Annotated in this window: 17 protein-coding genes; 6 read left to right on the plus strand and 11 right to left on the minus strand. The window is 61.9% G+C overall.

Annotation, left to right across the window (positions count from 1 at the left end; genetic code table 11):
• From R3280_RS12860 to R3280_RS12880, 5 genes are all read right to left on the minus strand, one after another.
• Positions 1–1,631, minus strand: a 1,631-nt coding sequence (locus R3280_RS12860) for a heavy metal translocating P-type ATPase (RefSeq protein ID WP_413468778.1), incomplete at its 3' end; no start/stop codon positions are given.
• Positions 1,624–1,851 (minus strand): hypothetical protein, encoded by a 228-nt coding sequence (locus R3280_RS12865; RefSeq protein WP_318999010.1) that lies wholly within the window; start codon positions 1,849–1,851, stop codon positions 1,624–1,626. The genes R3280_RS12860 and R3280_RS12865, both read right to left, overlap by 8 nt.
• 186 nt (positions 1,852–2,037) lie before the next feature.
• On the minus strand, positions 2,038–2,676 hold the full coding sequence (locus R3280_RS12870) for a copper resistance protein B (protein ID WP_318999026.1): 639 nt from the start codon (positions 2,674–2,676) through the stop codon (positions 2,038–2,040).
• Between the two features lie 98 nt (positions 2,677–2,774).
• On the minus strand, positions 2,775–4,544 hold the full coding sequence (locus tag R3280_RS12875) for a copper resistance system multicopper oxidase (protein WP_318999011.1): 1,770 nt from the start codon (positions 4,542–4,544) through the stop codon (positions 2,775–2,777).
• 83 nt (positions 4,545–4,627) lie between these two features.
• Positions 4,628–5,158: a cupredoxin domain-containing protein gene (locus R3280_RS12880; protein WP_318999012.1), complete on the minus strand. Its 531-nt coding sequence runs from the start codon at positions 5,156–5,158 to the stop codon at positions 4,628–4,630.
• Positions 5,159–5,308: 150 nt separating this feature from the next.
• Here R3280_RS12880 and R3280_RS12885 point away from each other — a divergent pair, with 150 nt between their 5' ends.
• Positions 5,309–5,974, plus strand: a complete 666-nt coding sequence (locus tag R3280_RS12885; protein ID WP_318999013.1) for a response regulator transcription factor — start codon at positions 5,309–5,311, stop codon at positions 5,972–5,974.
• The gene (locus R3280_RS12890) at positions 5,961–7,313 is read left to right on the plus strand and encodes a sensor histidine kinase (RefSeq protein WP_318999014.1); all 1,353 of its coding nucleotides are present in this window, start codon (positions 5,961–5,963) and stop codon (positions 7,311–7,313) included. The genes R3280_RS12885 and R3280_RS12890 overlap by 14 nt, the downstream gene beginning before the upstream one ends.
• A 9-nt stretch (positions 7,314–7,322) precedes the next feature.
• On the opposite strand, the gene R3280_RS12895 is transcribed toward R3280_RS12890, so the two are convergent.
• From R3280_RS12895 to R3280_RS12905, 3 genes are all read right to left on the minus strand, one after another.
• Positions 7,323–7,577, minus strand: a complete 255-nt coding sequence (locus R3280_RS12895) for a zf-HC2 domain-containing protein (protein WP_318999015.1) — start codon at positions 7,575–7,577, stop codon at positions 7,323–7,325.
• Positions 7,571–8,191, minus strand: coding sequence for an RNA polymerase sigma factor (locus tag R3280_RS12900; RefSeq protein ID WP_318999016.1), 621 nt, complete (start codon positions 8,189–8,191; stop codon positions 7,571–7,573). Before R3280_RS12900 ends, R3280_RS12895 begins: the two co-directional genes overlap by 7 nt.
• A 79-nt stretch (positions 8,192–8,270) precedes the next feature.
• Complete coding sequence (locus tag R3280_RS12905; protein ID WP_318999017.1) at positions 8,271–8,825, minus strand: carboxymuconolactone decarboxylase family protein; 555 nt, start codon at positions 8,823–8,825, stop codon at positions 8,271–8,273.
• A gap of 138 nt (positions 8,826–8,963) precedes the next feature.
• On the opposite strand from R3280_RS12905, the gene R3280_RS12910 reads away from it, so the two are divergent.
• Both R3280_RS12910 and R3280_RS12915 read left to right on the plus strand, forming a co-directional pair.
• Positions 8,964–9,533, plus strand: coding sequence for a helix-turn-helix domain-containing protein (locus R3280_RS12910; RefSeq protein WP_318999018.1), 570 nt, complete (start codon positions 8,964–8,966; stop codon positions 9,531–9,533).
• A 248-nt stretch (positions 9,534–9,781) separates the two neighbouring features.
• The gene (locus R3280_RS12915; RefSeq protein WP_318999019.1) at positions 9,782–10,618 is read left to right on the plus strand and encodes a peptidoglycan-binding domain-containing protein; all 837 of its coding nucleotides are present in this window, start codon (positions 9,782–9,784) and stop codon (positions 10,616–10,618) included.
• 48 nt (positions 10,619–10,666) lie between these two features.
• Here R3280_RS12915 and R3280_RS12920 read toward each other — a convergent pair whose 3' ends face one another.
• Positions 10,667–10,894, minus strand: a complete 228-nt coding sequence (locus R3280_RS12920; RefSeq protein ID WP_318999020.1) for a ChaB family protein — start codon at positions 10,892–10,894, stop codon at positions 10,667–10,669.
• Positions 10,895–10,947: 53 nt separating this feature from the next.
• Positions 10,948–11,895, minus strand: coding sequence for a LysR family transcriptional regulator (locus R3280_RS12925; RefSeq protein WP_318999021.1), 948 nt, complete (start codon positions 11,893–11,895; stop codon positions 10,948–10,950).
• Positions 11,896–11,972: 77 nt separating this feature from the next.
• On the opposite strand from R3280_RS12925, the gene R3280_RS12930 reads away from it, so the two are divergent.
• Both R3280_RS12930 and R3280_RS12935 read left to right on the plus strand, forming a co-directional pair.
• Positions 11,973–12,659, plus strand: a complete 687-nt coding sequence (locus tag R3280_RS12930) for a glutathione S-transferase family protein (protein WP_318999022.1) — start codon at positions 11,973–11,975, stop codon at positions 12,657–12,659.
• Between the two features lie 155 nt (positions 12,660–12,814).
• The gene (locus tag R3280_RS12935) at positions 12,815–13,783 is read left to right on the plus strand and encodes a beta-ketoacyl-ACP synthase III (RefSeq protein ID WP_318999023.1); all 969 of its coding nucleotides are present in this window, start codon (positions 12,815–12,817) and stop codon (positions 13,781–13,783) included.
• 56 nt (positions 13,784–13,839) lie between these two features.
• Here R3280_RS12935 and R3280_RS12940 read toward each other — a convergent pair.
• Positions 13,840–14,380: thiolase family protein (locus R3280_RS12940; RefSeq protein WP_318999024.1), on the minus strand; the 541-nt coding region annotated here is incomplete at its 5' end.

Below are 14,380 nucleotides of genomic sequence, written 5' to 3' on the forward strand. Positions count from 1 at the left end.
CTGCCGGTGACGCCCTTGCCGTTGGGGGAGTCGAAATCCTTGGCGTCCGGCAGCTTCAGATCCATGTCCTTGGCCTTGTCGAGGATGGCCTGCGCCAGGGGATGCTCGCTGCCTTTCTCCAGGCCGCCGACATAGCGCATCAGCTCCTGCTCGCTGAACGCCTCGGCGGCAACCAGCTTGGTCACCTGGGGCTTGCCTTCGGTCAGGGTGCCGGTCTTGTCCACCACGACGGTGTCCACCTTTTCCATGCGCTCCAGGGCTTCGGCGTCACGGATGAGCACTCCCTGTTGGGCGCCGCGCCCTACACCAACCATGATCGACATGGGCGTTGCCAGCCCCAGGGCACAGGGGCAGGCAATGATCAGCACGCTGACCGCGGCGATGAGAGCGTAGGTCATCGGCGGCGTTGGCCCGAAAATGGACCATGCGACAAAGGCGATGACAGCCACCAGGATGACCGCGGGCACAAACCAGCTGGCCACCTTGTCCGCCAGCCCCTGGATGGGCGCGCGGCTGCGTTGGGCGGCCGCCACCATCTGCACGATCTGGGACAGCATGGTATCGCGGCCGACCTTGTCCGCCCGCATGATGAAGCTGCCCTGCTCATTGATGCTGCCGCCGATGACCGGATCGCCCTGCTCTTTCTTGACCGCCAGGGGCTCGCCGGTAACCATGGACTCATCCACATTGGAGCTGCCTTCCAGAACTTCGCCGTCCAGTGGCACCTTGTCGCCGGGGCGGACCCGCAAGCGATCGCCCACCGAGACCTCGTCCAGGGAGACGTCCGATTCATTGCCCTCGTCGTCCAGCTTCCTGGCGGTTGCCGGCGCCAGGTCCAGCAGGGCCTTGATGGCCCCCGAGGTTTTCTCCCGCGCCCGCAGTTCCAGCACCTGCCCCAGCAGCACCAGCACCACGATGACCGCGGCGGCCTCGAAATAGACCGGCACCGAGCCATCCGCCTGCCGGAACGCGTCCGGGAATACCTGCGGCACCAGGGTCGCCACCAGGCTGTAGAGCAACGCCACGCCGGTACCCATGGCGATCAGTGTGAACATATTCAGCTTGCGGCTCACCACCGACTTCCAGCCGCGGACGAAGAAAGGCCAGCCACACCAGAGCACAACCGGCGTGGCCAGTACCAACTGTATCCAGTGAGAGATATGGGATGGCACCACCTGGTCGAGGCCGGTAAAGTGCCCGCCCATTTCCAGGACCACCACCGGCAGGGCCAGCACCAGGCCGATCCAGAACCGCCGGGTCATGTCCTTGAGTTCTTCAGACGGACCTTCCTCCAGGCTCGCCTGCTCCGGCTCCAGAGCCATACCACATTCAGGACAGTCACCGGGACCCTCCTGGCGGACCTCCGGATGCATCGGGCAGATGTACATGACGCCGGGTTCGGCGGGCTCGTCTGGCTGCTGGTCCTCCTCCAGGTACCGCTCCGGGTCCTTCTCGAACCGTGATTTGCAGCCGGACGAGCAGAAATACCAGGTCTCGCCTTCGTGCTCGCTGCGGTGCTTGGCCTCGTCCGGACTCACCGACATGCCGCAGACCGGGTCTTTTACCGTATCCTCTGCCTGATGCTGGCTGGAATGGTGATCCTGGTGATGGTCATGCTGGTTTTCACCCATTCTGGTCTCCCTTTCTGTTGGCAGGCCACTGCGAAAACGCGATGAAATAGAGCAACGCCAGGTTAAGGATGGGAACCAGTATCAGCAGCCCCAACCACCCGGGATATCCCACGCGCGTGCAGATTCGCCAGGCTGGGATGACCGCCACGATGGCAATAACCAGCATCCATAGCCAATGCCCGGCTCCCATGGGTTCCCCAAACATGTGATTGTCCATCATGACGCTGCCCTCCCTGCTCGTTTAAGAATATCAGCGGTGGTGAGTGTCGGATTTCTCAAGCTAATTTTTTGGCTGCTAATGATACTGCTTGAAAAGATGGTAGCTTCCGTCAGCTACAGAGAGCCGGGAGCCTTCAGTTGAAAGCGGGCCCAGGCGTGCGCCTGGAGCCCTTCACAGACAGGCGCGTCAGAAGCTGATCCGGGCGCCCACAACAGCAAACCAGTCCTCGGTACCGCCACCTTCGGCCTGGGCAAGGTCCGCGGTATCGCCGTAGACGCGCTCGTGTACCACGCCGATATAGGGAGAGAAGGAGCGGTCGATCAGATCGTAGCTTAGCCGCAGACCGGTTTCAGTGGAGACCAGGCCCTGGCCGACACCAATTTCCTGGTCTTCATCGAAGGCCAGGGTTGCTTCCACCGTGGCGGCGAGAATCCAGTAGTTGGTGAGCAGCAGCTCGTACTCCGCTTCCAGCCCGGCCGAGGCGTTGCTCTCATCGCTCAGGTACAGGTTGGCCTCGACCTCAATCCACTGGGGCGCCAGGCCGACCACACCGAGAACGGCGTAGGTCCGGTCGGGGCCCTCCGGGGTGTCGAACCGGACACCGGCCCTGGCATCGAAGAACTCGGAAATGGGGACCTGGCTCAACAGCTGGTTCTCCAGGCCCTCGTAGGCCTGCTCCTCGATGGCGTACTCGCCGGCACTGATCCAGAGGAACTTCAGGTCGTCGTTGCCATAGAAGATGTCGGCATCCCAGATGCCCAACTCTTCATCACTGTCGCTGTAGCGATATTCGAGCTCCCCTATCTCAACGCCCCAGACCTGCATGGCGCCATGGCCGCCGGCATGCGTGGACTGCTCCGCCAGGGCCTGGCCTGTAACCAGGCCAACAACCAGTATCAGCCCGGTTCCTAAGGTTTTTCCGATCACAGTGCGCTCTCCTCGGCGTTTGCCAACGAGGGCTCAAGGGCCGGACCGGCGCTCGCCGTCTCACCCGGGCCACCCTCAACGATGACCTTGCGGAACATGCCCGCAGCAGCATGGTAGGACAGGTGGCAGTGGAATACCCACTCGCCCGGCGCATCCACTTCGGTTTCCATGTACACGGTGGTGGCCGGCGCTACGCTGATCACGTGCTTGACCGGGTCCAATTCCCCCGCACCTACATCGAGAATGGACCACATGCCATGCAGGTGCATGGGATGGGTCATCATGGTCTCGTTGACGAACTTGAAGCGCACCCGCTCGCCGTACTGCAACACGATGGGGTCGGCATCCTCGTACTTGATGCCATTGATGCTCCACTCATAGCGCTCCATGTTCCCGGTCAGTCTGAGTTCGATTTCACGGGTCGCCTCTCGCTCCTCATACAGGGGCCTGTGGGCCCTCAGGTCCGCATAGGAGAGGAATTTGCCCCCGTTGCTGGCGGTGGGCACCAGGCCGCTGCCCTTGGCGTAGAAGGGGTCTTCCGGCGCCTCCGCTGCACCTCCGTGATCCATCCCTGCGTGGCCCATGGCGGAATGGTCCATTTCTCCGTCCTTGCCTTGGTGACCCTCGTGCGAGCCCTCCATGCTGTCGGCCTTCATGGAGCTGTGGTCCATGCCCTCCATACCCGGGTGGTTCATGGCGCCGTGGTCCATATCACCATGGTCCATGTGGCCCGCCATGTCCGCCATGGTCAGCAGTGGCGCTTTCCGCAGTGCCGGTATCTCGGCCTTCATGCCTTCCCGGGGTGCCAGGGTGCCGCGGGCATAGCCGGACCGCCCCATGGACTCGGCGAAGATGGTGTAGGCCCGCTCTTCCCGGGGCCGCACGATCACATCGTAGGTCTCGGCCACGCCGATGCGGAACTCATCCACGTTGACCGGCTGCACATTATTGCCGTCGGCCTGGATCACCGTCATTTCCAGGCCGGGTATACGGACATCGAAGTAGGTCATGGCGGAGGAATTGATAAACCTCAGGCGGACTCGCTCGCCAGGCTTGAACAGGCCGGTCCAGTTCTGGGCGGGCCCCTTGCCGTTGATCAGCCCGGTAAAGCCCTGGACGTCCTCGATGTCCGCTTTCATCATCCGCATCTCACCCCACATCAGGCGGTCTTTCAGGGTGGCCATGAAGCCGTTGTCGGACGATTCCCGGAAGAAATCAGCCACCGTTTGCTGCTGCCGGTTGTAGTAATCCGCCGAGGTCTTCAGGTTGCGCATGATACGGTCACCGGAATGGGAGTGCTTGTCGGCAAGCTGGATGACGTATTCCCGGTCGTAACGGAAGGGCTCACGGTCCTTGGGCTCGATCACAATGGCGCCGTAGGCGCCGTCCGGCTCTTGGAAGCCGGAGTGGCTGTGGAACCAGTAAGTGCCGGCCTGGACGATCGGGAAGCGGTAGGTAAAGGTTTCTCCCGGTTTGATACCCGGATAACTGACACCCGGCACACCGTCCTGCTTGAACGGCAGAATGAGCCCGTGCCAGTGCACGGACGTCATTTCATCCAGGTTGTTGGTCACATGGATGGTGACGTCCTTGCCTTCCTTGAATCGAAGCACCGGACCCGGCGATTTGCCATTGTATCCGATGCCTTCCTTGACGAAATCACCGGTGTCGATGGTTACCCGATCAACGCTCAGGTGGTATTCGCCGCCCCAACCGATGGCCGGCAGACACAGGGCAAAAACCCCAACCAGATGGCGTAATTTCATGCTATGCACTCCACTTCCTCAAATACACTACCCTGCGACGACCTGTCGCCGGGCTGAAAAAATCGCGCTCTCACAGGGTGTTATCACTCAAAATTCACGTCGCCGTACATACCAGCCTGGTAATGGCCGGGAATGTTGCAGGCAAACTCAATTTGCGCGCCTCCTTCAAAGGTCCAGACGATCTCCTTGCTCTGACCGGGCTCCACAAGCACGCTGTTGGGGTCGTCGTGCTTCATGGAGTGGCCGTCCCCCATGTCCATTTCCATCATCTGGTGGTTGAGCGTGCCGCCCTGGATCACGCCATGTTCCACCATCATTTTCATTTCCGACTGATGGGCCTCGTGCATGGCCGGCGTGCCGATGTTGAACTCGTGAACCAGATTGCCTTTATTTTCCACTACGAACCGGACCGTCTCACCGGGTTGCACGTTGATGGACTCGGGCTCGTAATAGTTGTCGTGCATTTCCACATTGATGGTGCGGCTAGCCTCGGAGGCCAGGCCGGGCTCGCCGATGGCGGCCCCGTGATGACCCCCGCTGTGTGATCCGGCACCGAGCACCGAGGCCGAAACCGTCAGCGCGGCAGTGGCTACAAGGAACTTTGTCGCGTTCATTTCATCTTCTTCCTTTGCACAGATGACACTTTGAAAGCTGGCGACAGCACCGGGGAACGGAGCCATGGCCAGGATTGCCTGTTACCATCGCTCATCAACCTGAATTCTTTCTGAAAAAAGGCGAACCATTTACAGGGAAGGAAACAACACATGCGACTACTGCTGGTGGAGGACGACCGATTGCTCGGCGACAGCCTGGCCAGCCAGCTGGGGAAAGCCGGTTTCAGCGTGGACTCGGCCGGTACCGCGCGGGAGGCATCCGTCCTTGGTGAGCAGGAGGATTACCGCGCGGTTGTGCTCGATTTGGGCCTGCCCGACGGCAGCGGCCTCGAGGTGCTGCGCAAGTGGCGCCAGAAAGGCGTCCACCTGCCGGTATTGATACTGACCGCCCGGGGAGACTGGCAGGACAAGGTGAATGGTCTGAAAGCCGGTGCCGATGACTACCTGGCCAAGCCATTCCAGACTGAGGAACTGATCGCGCGGCTTTACGCGATCGTCCGCCGGAGCGAAGGCCGGGGCCAGGCCCTGGTCAGGATCGGCCGTTTTGAACTGGACGAGAACCGGCAGAGCCTGAGGCTTGACGACGGCACCGAGCACAGCCTCACCGGCACCGAATTCCGCCTGTTGCGCTGCCTCATGAGCCGCCCGGGGCAGGTTTTTTCCAAAGAGCAGCTCATGGAGCAGCTATACAGCCTCAACGACAATCCCAGCGACAATGTTATCGAGGCCTACATTCGCCGTCTCCGCAAACTGTTGGGGCCGGAGACCATTTCCACCCGGCGCGGTCAGGGCTACCGATTCAATGACACTGTTTAGCCAACACAAATCGGTCAGGGGTACCTTGCTGGCTCTTCTGCTGCCGGCCGGCATCAGCCTCATGGCCTTGGCCTGGCTGGTCCATGGCCTGCTACTGGACCGGATGTCGCAAGAGTTCGTGGAGGGCCGGCTTAAGGACGAGGTGGCCTTCCTGGCCCACCAGATCCATGAATCAGGCGGCAATCTGGATGCTCTTCAGACCGGCGACTACTTCGAGGAAGTCTTTCATCACGCATTTGCCATCCATTCGCCATCACGTACGCTGATTTCGCCTCAAGCTTGGGCCCCGTTCCTGGAGCCACTCGTCAAGTCCACGGCAGCCGGATCTCTTCGTATCGAGGAGGCGGATGTCGCCGGCGCGCCTTCAGACATACTCGCCTACCGGGCTTCTGTCACGGTTGGCAAGACGCCGATTGTCGTGATTGTGGCCGAAGACCTTGCCACCCTGCATCGTAGCCAGAACGAGCTCCACATCTGGACCGCGATTGTGTCCCTGCTGTTGATCCTGCTGCTGGTGGCGGTGATTTGGCTGGGCATAAACCTCTCGTTGCGGCCCGTGATGGCCCTGAAAACGACCCTCAAGCGGCTCCAGGAGGGTGAAATCTCCCGGATCCAGGTCGACGCTCCCGAGGAATTCCGCCCCCTCGTGCTGCAGCTCAACCAGTTGCTGGACTCCCTGGATCAGCGCCTGGCCCGCTCACGGGATGCGCTGGCGAACCTGTCCCACAGCGTCAAGACACCCATTGCCGCGGTTAGGCAGGTGCTCGAGGACCCAGACCGCCCCTTGGATGCCCATCTCAGGCATCAAATCGCGGCCCGGCTCGGCGACATCGACCGGCAACTGGAGGCGGAAATGCGCCGCAGCCGATTTGCCGGCCCGCAAGTGGGCAGAAGCGCCTACCCTGTCCGGCAGGCCCGGGAGTTACTTTGGATGCTGGGCCGGCTCTATCCCGACAGATCCTTCGAACTCTCCACGTCGCTTGCGGACGAAACCCGCTGGCCGGTGGACGAGCATGATCTGAACGAAATTCTTGGCAATCTGCTGGACAACGCGGGCAAATGGTCGAGTCGATGCGTCGAGCTGGATCTTTCCCAGAGCCGCCGATGCATCCTTATCCGGGTAACCGATGATGGCGCGGGTGTCGGTGACCAGGAACTGGAACGCCTTGGCCAACGCGGCCTAAGGCTGGATGAGCAGACACCCGGTCATGGTCTGGGACTTGCCATTGTGGTGGACATTGTAGGGAGGTACGGGGGCCGACTCGCCTTCTCTTCGGGTGCCGGAAAGGGCCTCGTGGCCATGGTTGAAATCCCTCACCCCCTGCAAGAAGGCACCTGATAGCAACTCTCAGGGGCGCGGATCGGAACGGCGTCGTTCAAGCGCCTGCTGCACCTCCTGCTCGACGCGCTGGATATAGGACTCACGGACTTCTACCTCCGAGTGCAGCTTGAGTACCTCGGTGGTGCTGCGAAGGCTGCCAATGAACGACCGGCAGTGAGGGCACATGAGCAGGTGCATTCGCACCGACATCTTGTTCACGGTGCCCAGTTCATCATCAATATAGTCGCTGGCAATGGTCGCCAGACCCCGACAGCTCAGCATTCGCCTGTCTCCTGGAATTCCTCCACCATCAGAAAGATCTTCTGTCTGGCGCGATGGATCAACACCCTCAGGTTAGAGTGACTCACGTCCAGAATGTTACACACGTCTTCGGATTTGTGGTGGTGCGTCTCGTAGAGCATCAGCGCCGAGCGCTGGCTGTCGGGCAATGCCGACAGGTGCTTGTCCAGGCAGTCCTTGAGGGCATCATTCTCTATCAAGGCGTCTGCAGTCTCATCAGTTCTGAGGGTTGGCGGTTGCAACCATCGGCCATTGGGGCCATACCGCCTGTCCAGGTCCGGATCGAGAGCCTCGCTGAAGTCGGTATCCACTTCCCGCCGGGTGTTCCTGAGCCGATTCTTGGCGCGGTTGGCAACAATACGATGCAGCCAGGTTTTCAGCCCCGAACGGCCCTCGAATTTGCCGATGGCGTCGATGACGGCCACCCAGCAATCCTGGACCACATCCTCGGCGTTTGCCGGGTTCAGGTAGAAACGGGCCACCGCCATCATACCAGGGGTGTAGAGCCGGACAGCTTCCCGGTAGGCGTCGCCATCCCCCTGCCGCAGGCCCTGGATCAGGCGGTCTTCGGATTCCGGCAGGGGGCTTGCTGGCATTGGCGTTTCCTCACTTAAGGGACTTGGCTCTGGCGCTTTGCGTCAGTTTAACCACACTTGGTGCCGGGGGCGGGCTTCCTCAGCCGTTCTTTTTCCAGGCAAACTTCTTGAAGGGCTCGTCCACCGGTGTCTCGGCGATGTGATTGATGTAGTTGCTCATCACCTTCTGGGAAACCACCAGGACCACCTCGAGCACCTGCCGGTGCTTGTAACCGGCGCTGTAGAAGGCGTCCAGATCCTCCCGGTTCACTTCGCCACGCTTGCGGACCACCGCCAGGGTGAAGGTGCGCAGGGCTTCCAGTCTGTCATTGGGCAGCGCTGTCTCGTCCCGCAGGGCGTTGGTGATGTCATCGGACACTTCCATCATCTTGGCGATGCCGGTGTGGGCGGGTACGCAGTAGTGGCAGGCATGCTCCACGTTGATGGTCTGCCAGACCACGGTCTTCTCGTCGTTGTCGAAGCTGCTGTCGAGCACCAGCTGATGAAGCTTCTTGTAGCCTTCCAGTACGCCCGGCGCCTCCGCCATCACGGCGTGCAGGCTGGGAATCATGCCGAACACCTTCTTGGAATCCTCCAGTAGAGGCTTGGCATCCGCGGGGGCTGAATTCTGGTCGTGCAGGGGAAACTTTGACATAACCAACTCCTTTTTTTGAGTGATTGCTCATAAACTTCAGGCTATCTGTTATTGAGCATTCATTCAAGTTAAACTGTGACTTCATTCGAGGCAGTGGATGTTATGGGCAGGTTGGCAAAGTTTGATCGACAGGAAGCAGTGGCAAAGGCAATGGGCCTTTTCTGGCAACGGGGCTATTACGGCACTTCGATGAAGCAGATCGAGCAGGCCCTGGATATGCGCCCGGGCAGCCTGTATGCCGCTTTCGGCAGCAAGGATGGCCTGTTTGCCGAAGCCCTGAAACTGTACGCACAGCGCGGGGGTGAGGAACTGGCGGCACACCTGGAGGGCTACAACTCCATTCTGACCGGCTTGCAGGAATACCTCCGCAATCTGGCCACTGCTTTCTCGCCCAGCAGCGAGACGCCGGCCAGGGCCTGCATGATCGTCAAGACCCTGCTGGAAGTGAGTCATGAGCAGAACCCGCTGGGCAGGCAGGCCAACGCCATGCTCAGCGAGATCGAACTGGCGCTTGCGGATCTGCTGGCAAGAGCCCGGGCCCGCGGCGAGCTGAAAGCGGGCACCGACTGCAATCGTCTGGCGCGTCTGGTACAGGCCCAGATCATCGGCCTGCGCTCCTATGCCCAGCGGGACACCTCCAGCGAACACGTTAATGAGCTGGGGGACGACATGGCCTCAATGCTTGAGCATTACAGGGCGGCCAGCTAAGCCGCCCCTGCCCGCGCTCGTATCCTTGCCGGAATTGGTTCGTCCATCCGGAATCCTCCACTTCTGCTACCTCCATCACGGGCGGCCCCCTCAAATACTGATACTTTCAATTCTCAACCATTCTTCACCGGATGAAGACCAGGGAGGGAGTTGTTATGGGCAGGGTGACTGTTACCCGGACATTGGGCCGGTGCTTGTTGGGGGCGTACGTACTGCTGGGTGCCGCGGCCCACGGCGACACCGCGAAAGTGATCTTCGCCGCCGAGAACGCGCTCTATGGCGCGGGCTATGACATAGGCAAGGCGGATGGCTGGTTGGATGAAACGCTCAGAGCCGCCATCCGGCAGTACCAGACCGACACCCGGGGTCTGACGGTCTCCGGCAAGCTGGATGCGGAAACCCTGGCCGCACTGGGAGCCGTGGCCCGGCCGGAACAGACCCTGAGCACCAACTCAGTGGCAAGCCCTCGTGCCGCCATGGCGGCACTGGATCTGCCGGTGGCGGCGCCAGAGCGCCGCGAGGAGCCGGCATCGACAGCACGGCCGGTAGCGCGTGAGCCGGTCCAGGCGCCGCCGGCTCCAGAGCCCGAAACCCAAGCTTTGTTGGCCACTTCCAAGCCTCCTGTAGAACAACCGAAGCCCGAAACCCTGCCTGTATCTAAGGACCAGGCGATGCCGGCGAGCGCGGCTCCGGTCACTGTGGCCCGGGTAACCGAGCAATCCGATAACGGCGCTGGGATGATGGCATCGGTCACCGACGCGCCGGCGTCCGAGCCAAGGCCAGAGCCGGCGAGCCCAGGGATTGAACCCGAACCAGTGTTGACCGCCCAGAACCCGGTGAGCACTCCCGCACCCGCCACACCTGACCCGGCCGAGCCGGAGATGGCCCTGAGCGCCTCAGCCGTTACCGAGCCGAGCCCACAGGATGCCGCGCAGAAAGCAGAACCCGCGCCGGTCCCCGCCGAGGAAATGGCTGCGGCATCATTGGAAACAGCACCACCGACCCCGGTACGCACCACCTCGGCCAAAAGCTCCGGCGGCTTTTTCAGCGCCCTGTTCGATTTTCTTTTCGGCTGGCTGGTCTGATCCGGCGCCCGTGCGCCGGTCTGCACCGACGGATGGCTGCAGCCGGATTCACTGGTTCCGCACCCAGCGCCCACCCTGCTTGTGGTACTTCTCCTTGACCGCCGCCCAGGCGACCCGGTGGGCGGTCTCCTCCCGGCTGTCATCGCCACGGCGGTCCTCCGGATCCTTGTAGTCCTCCCAGGCCGAATTGAAGGCCTTGCGGTAGATTTCCCGGCCATGGGGCGGCAGGTTCTCACGAACGCTCTCCGGCAATTCGTCGTCCGATTGATAAGGCATTCCGGCGTCTCCGTGTGATGGCCTTTTCTGGAAGCCTAGCAAAACTTTCGAAATCAGCCGGTTTCTGTCACCGGTGCCGGCTGCCAGAGGCTCCCCACCAACCGGATGCAGGCGCGGTAACGCTCCCTGTCGGCTTTGTCGCGGTGCACGCAGAGGCTTAACGGCAGCTCCAGACGGGGACTCTCGTAAAGTCGCACGGCGCCCTGGCGGGCCCAGTTCTCGGCGAAGGCTCGCTCAACCAGCCCAAACCCCATGCCGGCCCGGATCATGGCGACGGTGGTGTGCTCATCTTCGGACGTGGTGACCCGATTGGCTCCTTTCCAGCCTTCTCCGAGAACCCGGGGCACCAGGCCAATGAAAGGGCAAGTGGCGGAGGGCCATATCCAGGGCAGCCGTGCCCGCTGGGCCATTGTCTCGGGCAATGCATCCGGGCCATCCGGCGGCCCCACCACGCAGACCCGGATTGATACGAGCTTGTGGCACACCAGCCGAGAGTCGGAGGACCAATCGCCGTAGACGAAGCCCATGTCCAGTGAACCCTCCGCCACCAGCCCGGCAATCCGGGCCGAAGCACTGGTGCGAAGCTCCAGGGAGAGCTGGGGAAGCGTCCTGGCAGCCTGTTGGATCAGCTGATCCACCTTCAGATATTCCGGCGGCGCATTGAGCCCTATTTCCATTGCAGTCAGTGGATTGTCGCCGAGACTTCGGGCCATTTCGAGAAGATTACCGACCTGACCCAGCGCCTTTTGAGCCGGTACCAGCAGGGCCTCCCCCGCCCGGGTCAGCTGCATACCGCGGGCGGAGCGCTCGAACAGGGAAAGGCCAAGCTGGCTCTCGAGTTGGCGAAGGTGCTCGCTCACCGCGGAAGGCGTGGTATGGCGACGGCGGGCGGCCCGCGTCAGGTTGCCTTCCTCTGCCACCAGCACGAAGGAGCGCAGCTGCTCCAGCTTGATGCCGGATACGTTCGTATTTTCCGAAGGCCTTGTTTCTGATTTATCCATGGACGCCCTGCTCTGCCGGCATTTCTAATAGTGCCATTGCTCGGCACCGTTCGATTTATACGACAGAGGAACTCACCATGTACAGCCTGTATATCGCCAACAAGAACTACTCGTCCTGGTCCCTGCGGCCCTGGGTTCTGCTCAAGGTCCTGGGCGTGCCTTTCGAGGAAAAGATGCTGCCGTTCGGCGACCAGAGCCTGTGGACGCCTTTTCGCGCCATCAACCCGAGCGGCAAGGTGCCCTGCCTTCTGGACGGTGAGATCACCGTCTGGGACTCGCTGGCCATTGTCGAGTACCTGGCCGAGAGCCACGCGGGTGTCTGGCCGGAAGACCGTCACCAGAGAGCCTGGGCGCGCTGCGCAACGGCGGAGATGCATTCCGGTTTCAGCGCCCTGCGCAGTATCTGCACGATGAACGTGGGGTTGCGTGTCGAGTTGTCCGAGGTTGCACCGGCACTGCGAAAAGACATCGATCGGGTCTCTCAGCTCTGGACCGAGGGTCTCACCCGCTTTGGCGGCCCCTACCTGGCGGGCAACCGCTTCACCGCGGTGGATGCATTCTTTGCACCGGTGGTGTTCCGGTGCCAGACCTACGGTATTGCCCGGGACGACCTGAGCCGGGGCTATGTCGAGCGGATACTGGCATTGCCGGCCATGCAGCAGTGGCAGGCGGAAGCTTTGGCGGAAACCTGGCGGGACGAATCCCACGAAGCCGAGGCCCTGGCAGTGGGCACAGTTCTGGCCGACCACCGGCAGCCCTACTGAGCCGCCTGCGCCGCCGCACCAGCCAAGGCCTTTGACAAACCGCTAATAACCCTGAGAGGTGCTACGCTATAGACTGGCAGTTCTGTTACACACGCGTGACCACAACACCGAAGAGTGAACGGGTGGCACTCCAGCGACGGTTGGGAACTGACTGAATGACCTACGCAAGAATCGCCGGCACGGGCTCGTATCTGCCCGAGAACATCATGACCAACGCGGATCTGGAAAAACTGGTGGACACTTCCGACCAGTGGATCCGGGAGCGCACCGGCATCGAACAGCGCCACATCGTGGACAATGGCCAGACCGCGGTGGACCTGGCCGAACAGGCCGCCCGCGAGGCCATCACCGCGGCCGGAATCGATGCGAAGGAAATCGACCTGATCGTCTTCGCCACCAGTACACCGGACAAGATCTTCCCCAGCTGCGCCTGCATCCTGCAGGCCCGCCTGGGCCTGCACGGCTGCCCGGCCTTCGATATCCAGGCCGTGTGCAGCGGGTTTGTCTACGCCCTGTCGGTGGCGGACAAGTTCGTCAGGACCGGTGCCAGCCGCAAGGCGCTGGTGATCGGCTCGGAGGTGTTCTCGAAGATTTTGAACTGGGAAGACCGCGGCACCTGCATCCTGTTCGGGGACGGCGCCGGGGCGGTGGTGCTGGAAGCCAGTGAGGAAACCGGCATCCTGTCCACCCACATCCATGCCGACGGCCAGTACGAGGACCTGTTGCGGGTGCCTTACGGCATTTCCGACGGCTTTGACCAGGTCAAAGCGGGCAAGGCGTTCGTGGAAATGAAGGGCAACGAGGTGTTCAAGATCGCGGTCAACACCTTGGGCAAGATCGTCGACGAGACCCTGGCTGCCAACAACATGGATAAGTCCGAGATCGACTGGCTGGTGCCCCACCAGGCAAACATCCGCATTATCGCCGCCACCGCCAAGAAACTGCGCATGTCCATGGACAAGGTGGTGGTCACCGTCAACAAGCACGGCAACACCTCCGCCGCCTCCATCCCGCTCGCGCTGGACGCGGCCGTTCGCGACGGCCGTATCCAGAAGAACGAAATACTGCTGCTGGAAGCCTTCGGCGGTGGTTTCACCTGGGGTTCCGCCCTGATCCGGTTCTGATCAGGGCGGCCACCCGGCCGGGCCGGCTACAGGCGGTTCTGACGAACCGCCCTCTCCTACATCAGCTCGATCGCAACGGCCGTGGCTTCGCCACCGCCCAGGCACAGGGCCGCGACACCGCGCTTGAGGCCGCGCTGCTTCAGGGCGTTGATCAGGGTCACGATGATACGGGAGCCGGAGGAGCCGATCGGGTGCCCCAGGGCACAGGCGCCGCCGTTGACGTTGACTTTGTCATGATCCAGCCCCAGTTCACGAATCGCCGCCAGGGTCACCACCGCAAAGGCTTCGTTGATTTCGAACAGGTCCACGTCGGATTTGTCCCAGCCGGCGCGCTTGAGCACTTTCTCAATAGCACCGATCGGCGCGATGGTGAACTCCGCCGGCAGGCGGGCATGGGTGGCATGGGCAAGAATCCGGGCCTGGGGCGTCAGCCCGCGACGGCTGGCCTCATCACCGGTGGTCAGCACCAGGGCCGAGGCGCCGTCACTGATGGAGCTGGAGTTGGCGGCGGTTACGGTGCCGTCCTTGGCGAAGGCCGGTTTCAGGGTGGGTATCTTCTCCGGCTTGGCGTTGCCGGGCTGCTCGTCAATATCCACC

The organism is Marinobacter sp. (genome assembly GCF_033722195.1).
GTDB lineage: Bacteria > Pseudomonadota > Gammaproteobacteria > Pseudomonadales > Oleiphilaceae > Marinobacter.

Excerpts from the sequence above, each read along its gene's own strand:
- R3280_RS12880 (WP_318999012.1), bottom strand. The coding sequence starts at position 5,158 with ATGAACGCGACAAAGTTCCTTGTAGCCACTGCCGCGCTGACGGTTTCG.
- R3280_RS12875 (WP_318999011.1), bottom strand. The coding sequence starts at position 4,544 with ATGAAATTACGCCATCTGGTTGGGGTTTTTGCCCTGTGTCTGCCGGCC.
- R3280_RS12905 (WP_318999017.1), bottom strand. The coding sequence starts at position 8,825 with ATGTCAAAGTTTCCCCTGCACGACCAGAATTCAGCCCCCGCGGATGCC.
- R3280_RS12930 (WP_318999022.1), top strand. The coding sequence starts at position 11,973 with ATGTACAGCCTGTATATCGCCAACAAGAACTACTCGTCCTGGTCCCTG.
- R3280_RS12890 (WP_318999014.1), top strand. The coding sequence starts at position 5,961 with ATGACACTGTTTAGCCAACACAAATCGGTCAGGGGTACCTTGCTGGCT.
- R3280_RS12865 (WP_318999010.1), bottom strand. The coding sequence starts at position 1,851 with ATGATGGACAATCACATGTTTGGGGAACCCATGGGAGCCGGGCATTGG.
- R3280_RS12920 (WP_318999020.1), bottom strand. The coding sequence starts at position 10,894 with ATGCCTTATCAATCGGACGACGAATTGCCGGAGAGCGTTCGTGAGAAC.
- R3280_RS12935 (WP_318999023.1), top strand. The coding sequence starts at position 12,815 with ATGACCTACGCAAGAATCGCCGGCACGGGCTCGTATCTGCCCGAGAAC.
- R3280_RS12925 (WP_318999021.1), bottom strand. The coding sequence starts at position 11,895 with ATGGATAAATCAGAAACAAGGCCTTCGGAAAATACGAACGTATCCGGC.
- R3280_RS12895 (WP_318999015.1), bottom strand. The coding sequence starts at position 7,577 with ATGCTGAGCTGTCGGGGTCTGGCGACCATTGCCAGCGACTATATTGAT.
- R3280_RS12885 (WP_318999013.1), top strand. The coding sequence starts at position 5,309 with ATGCGACTACTGCTGGTGGAGGACGACCGATTGCTCGGCGACAGCCTG.
- R3280_RS12900 (WP_318999016.1), bottom strand. The coding sequence starts at position 8,191 with ATGCCAGCAAGCCCCCTGCCGGAATCCGAAGACCGCCTGATCCAGGGC.
- R3280_RS12870 (WP_318999026.1), bottom strand. The coding sequence starts at position 2,676 with ATGCAGGTCTGGGGCGTTGAGATAGGGGAGCTCGAATATCGCTACAGC.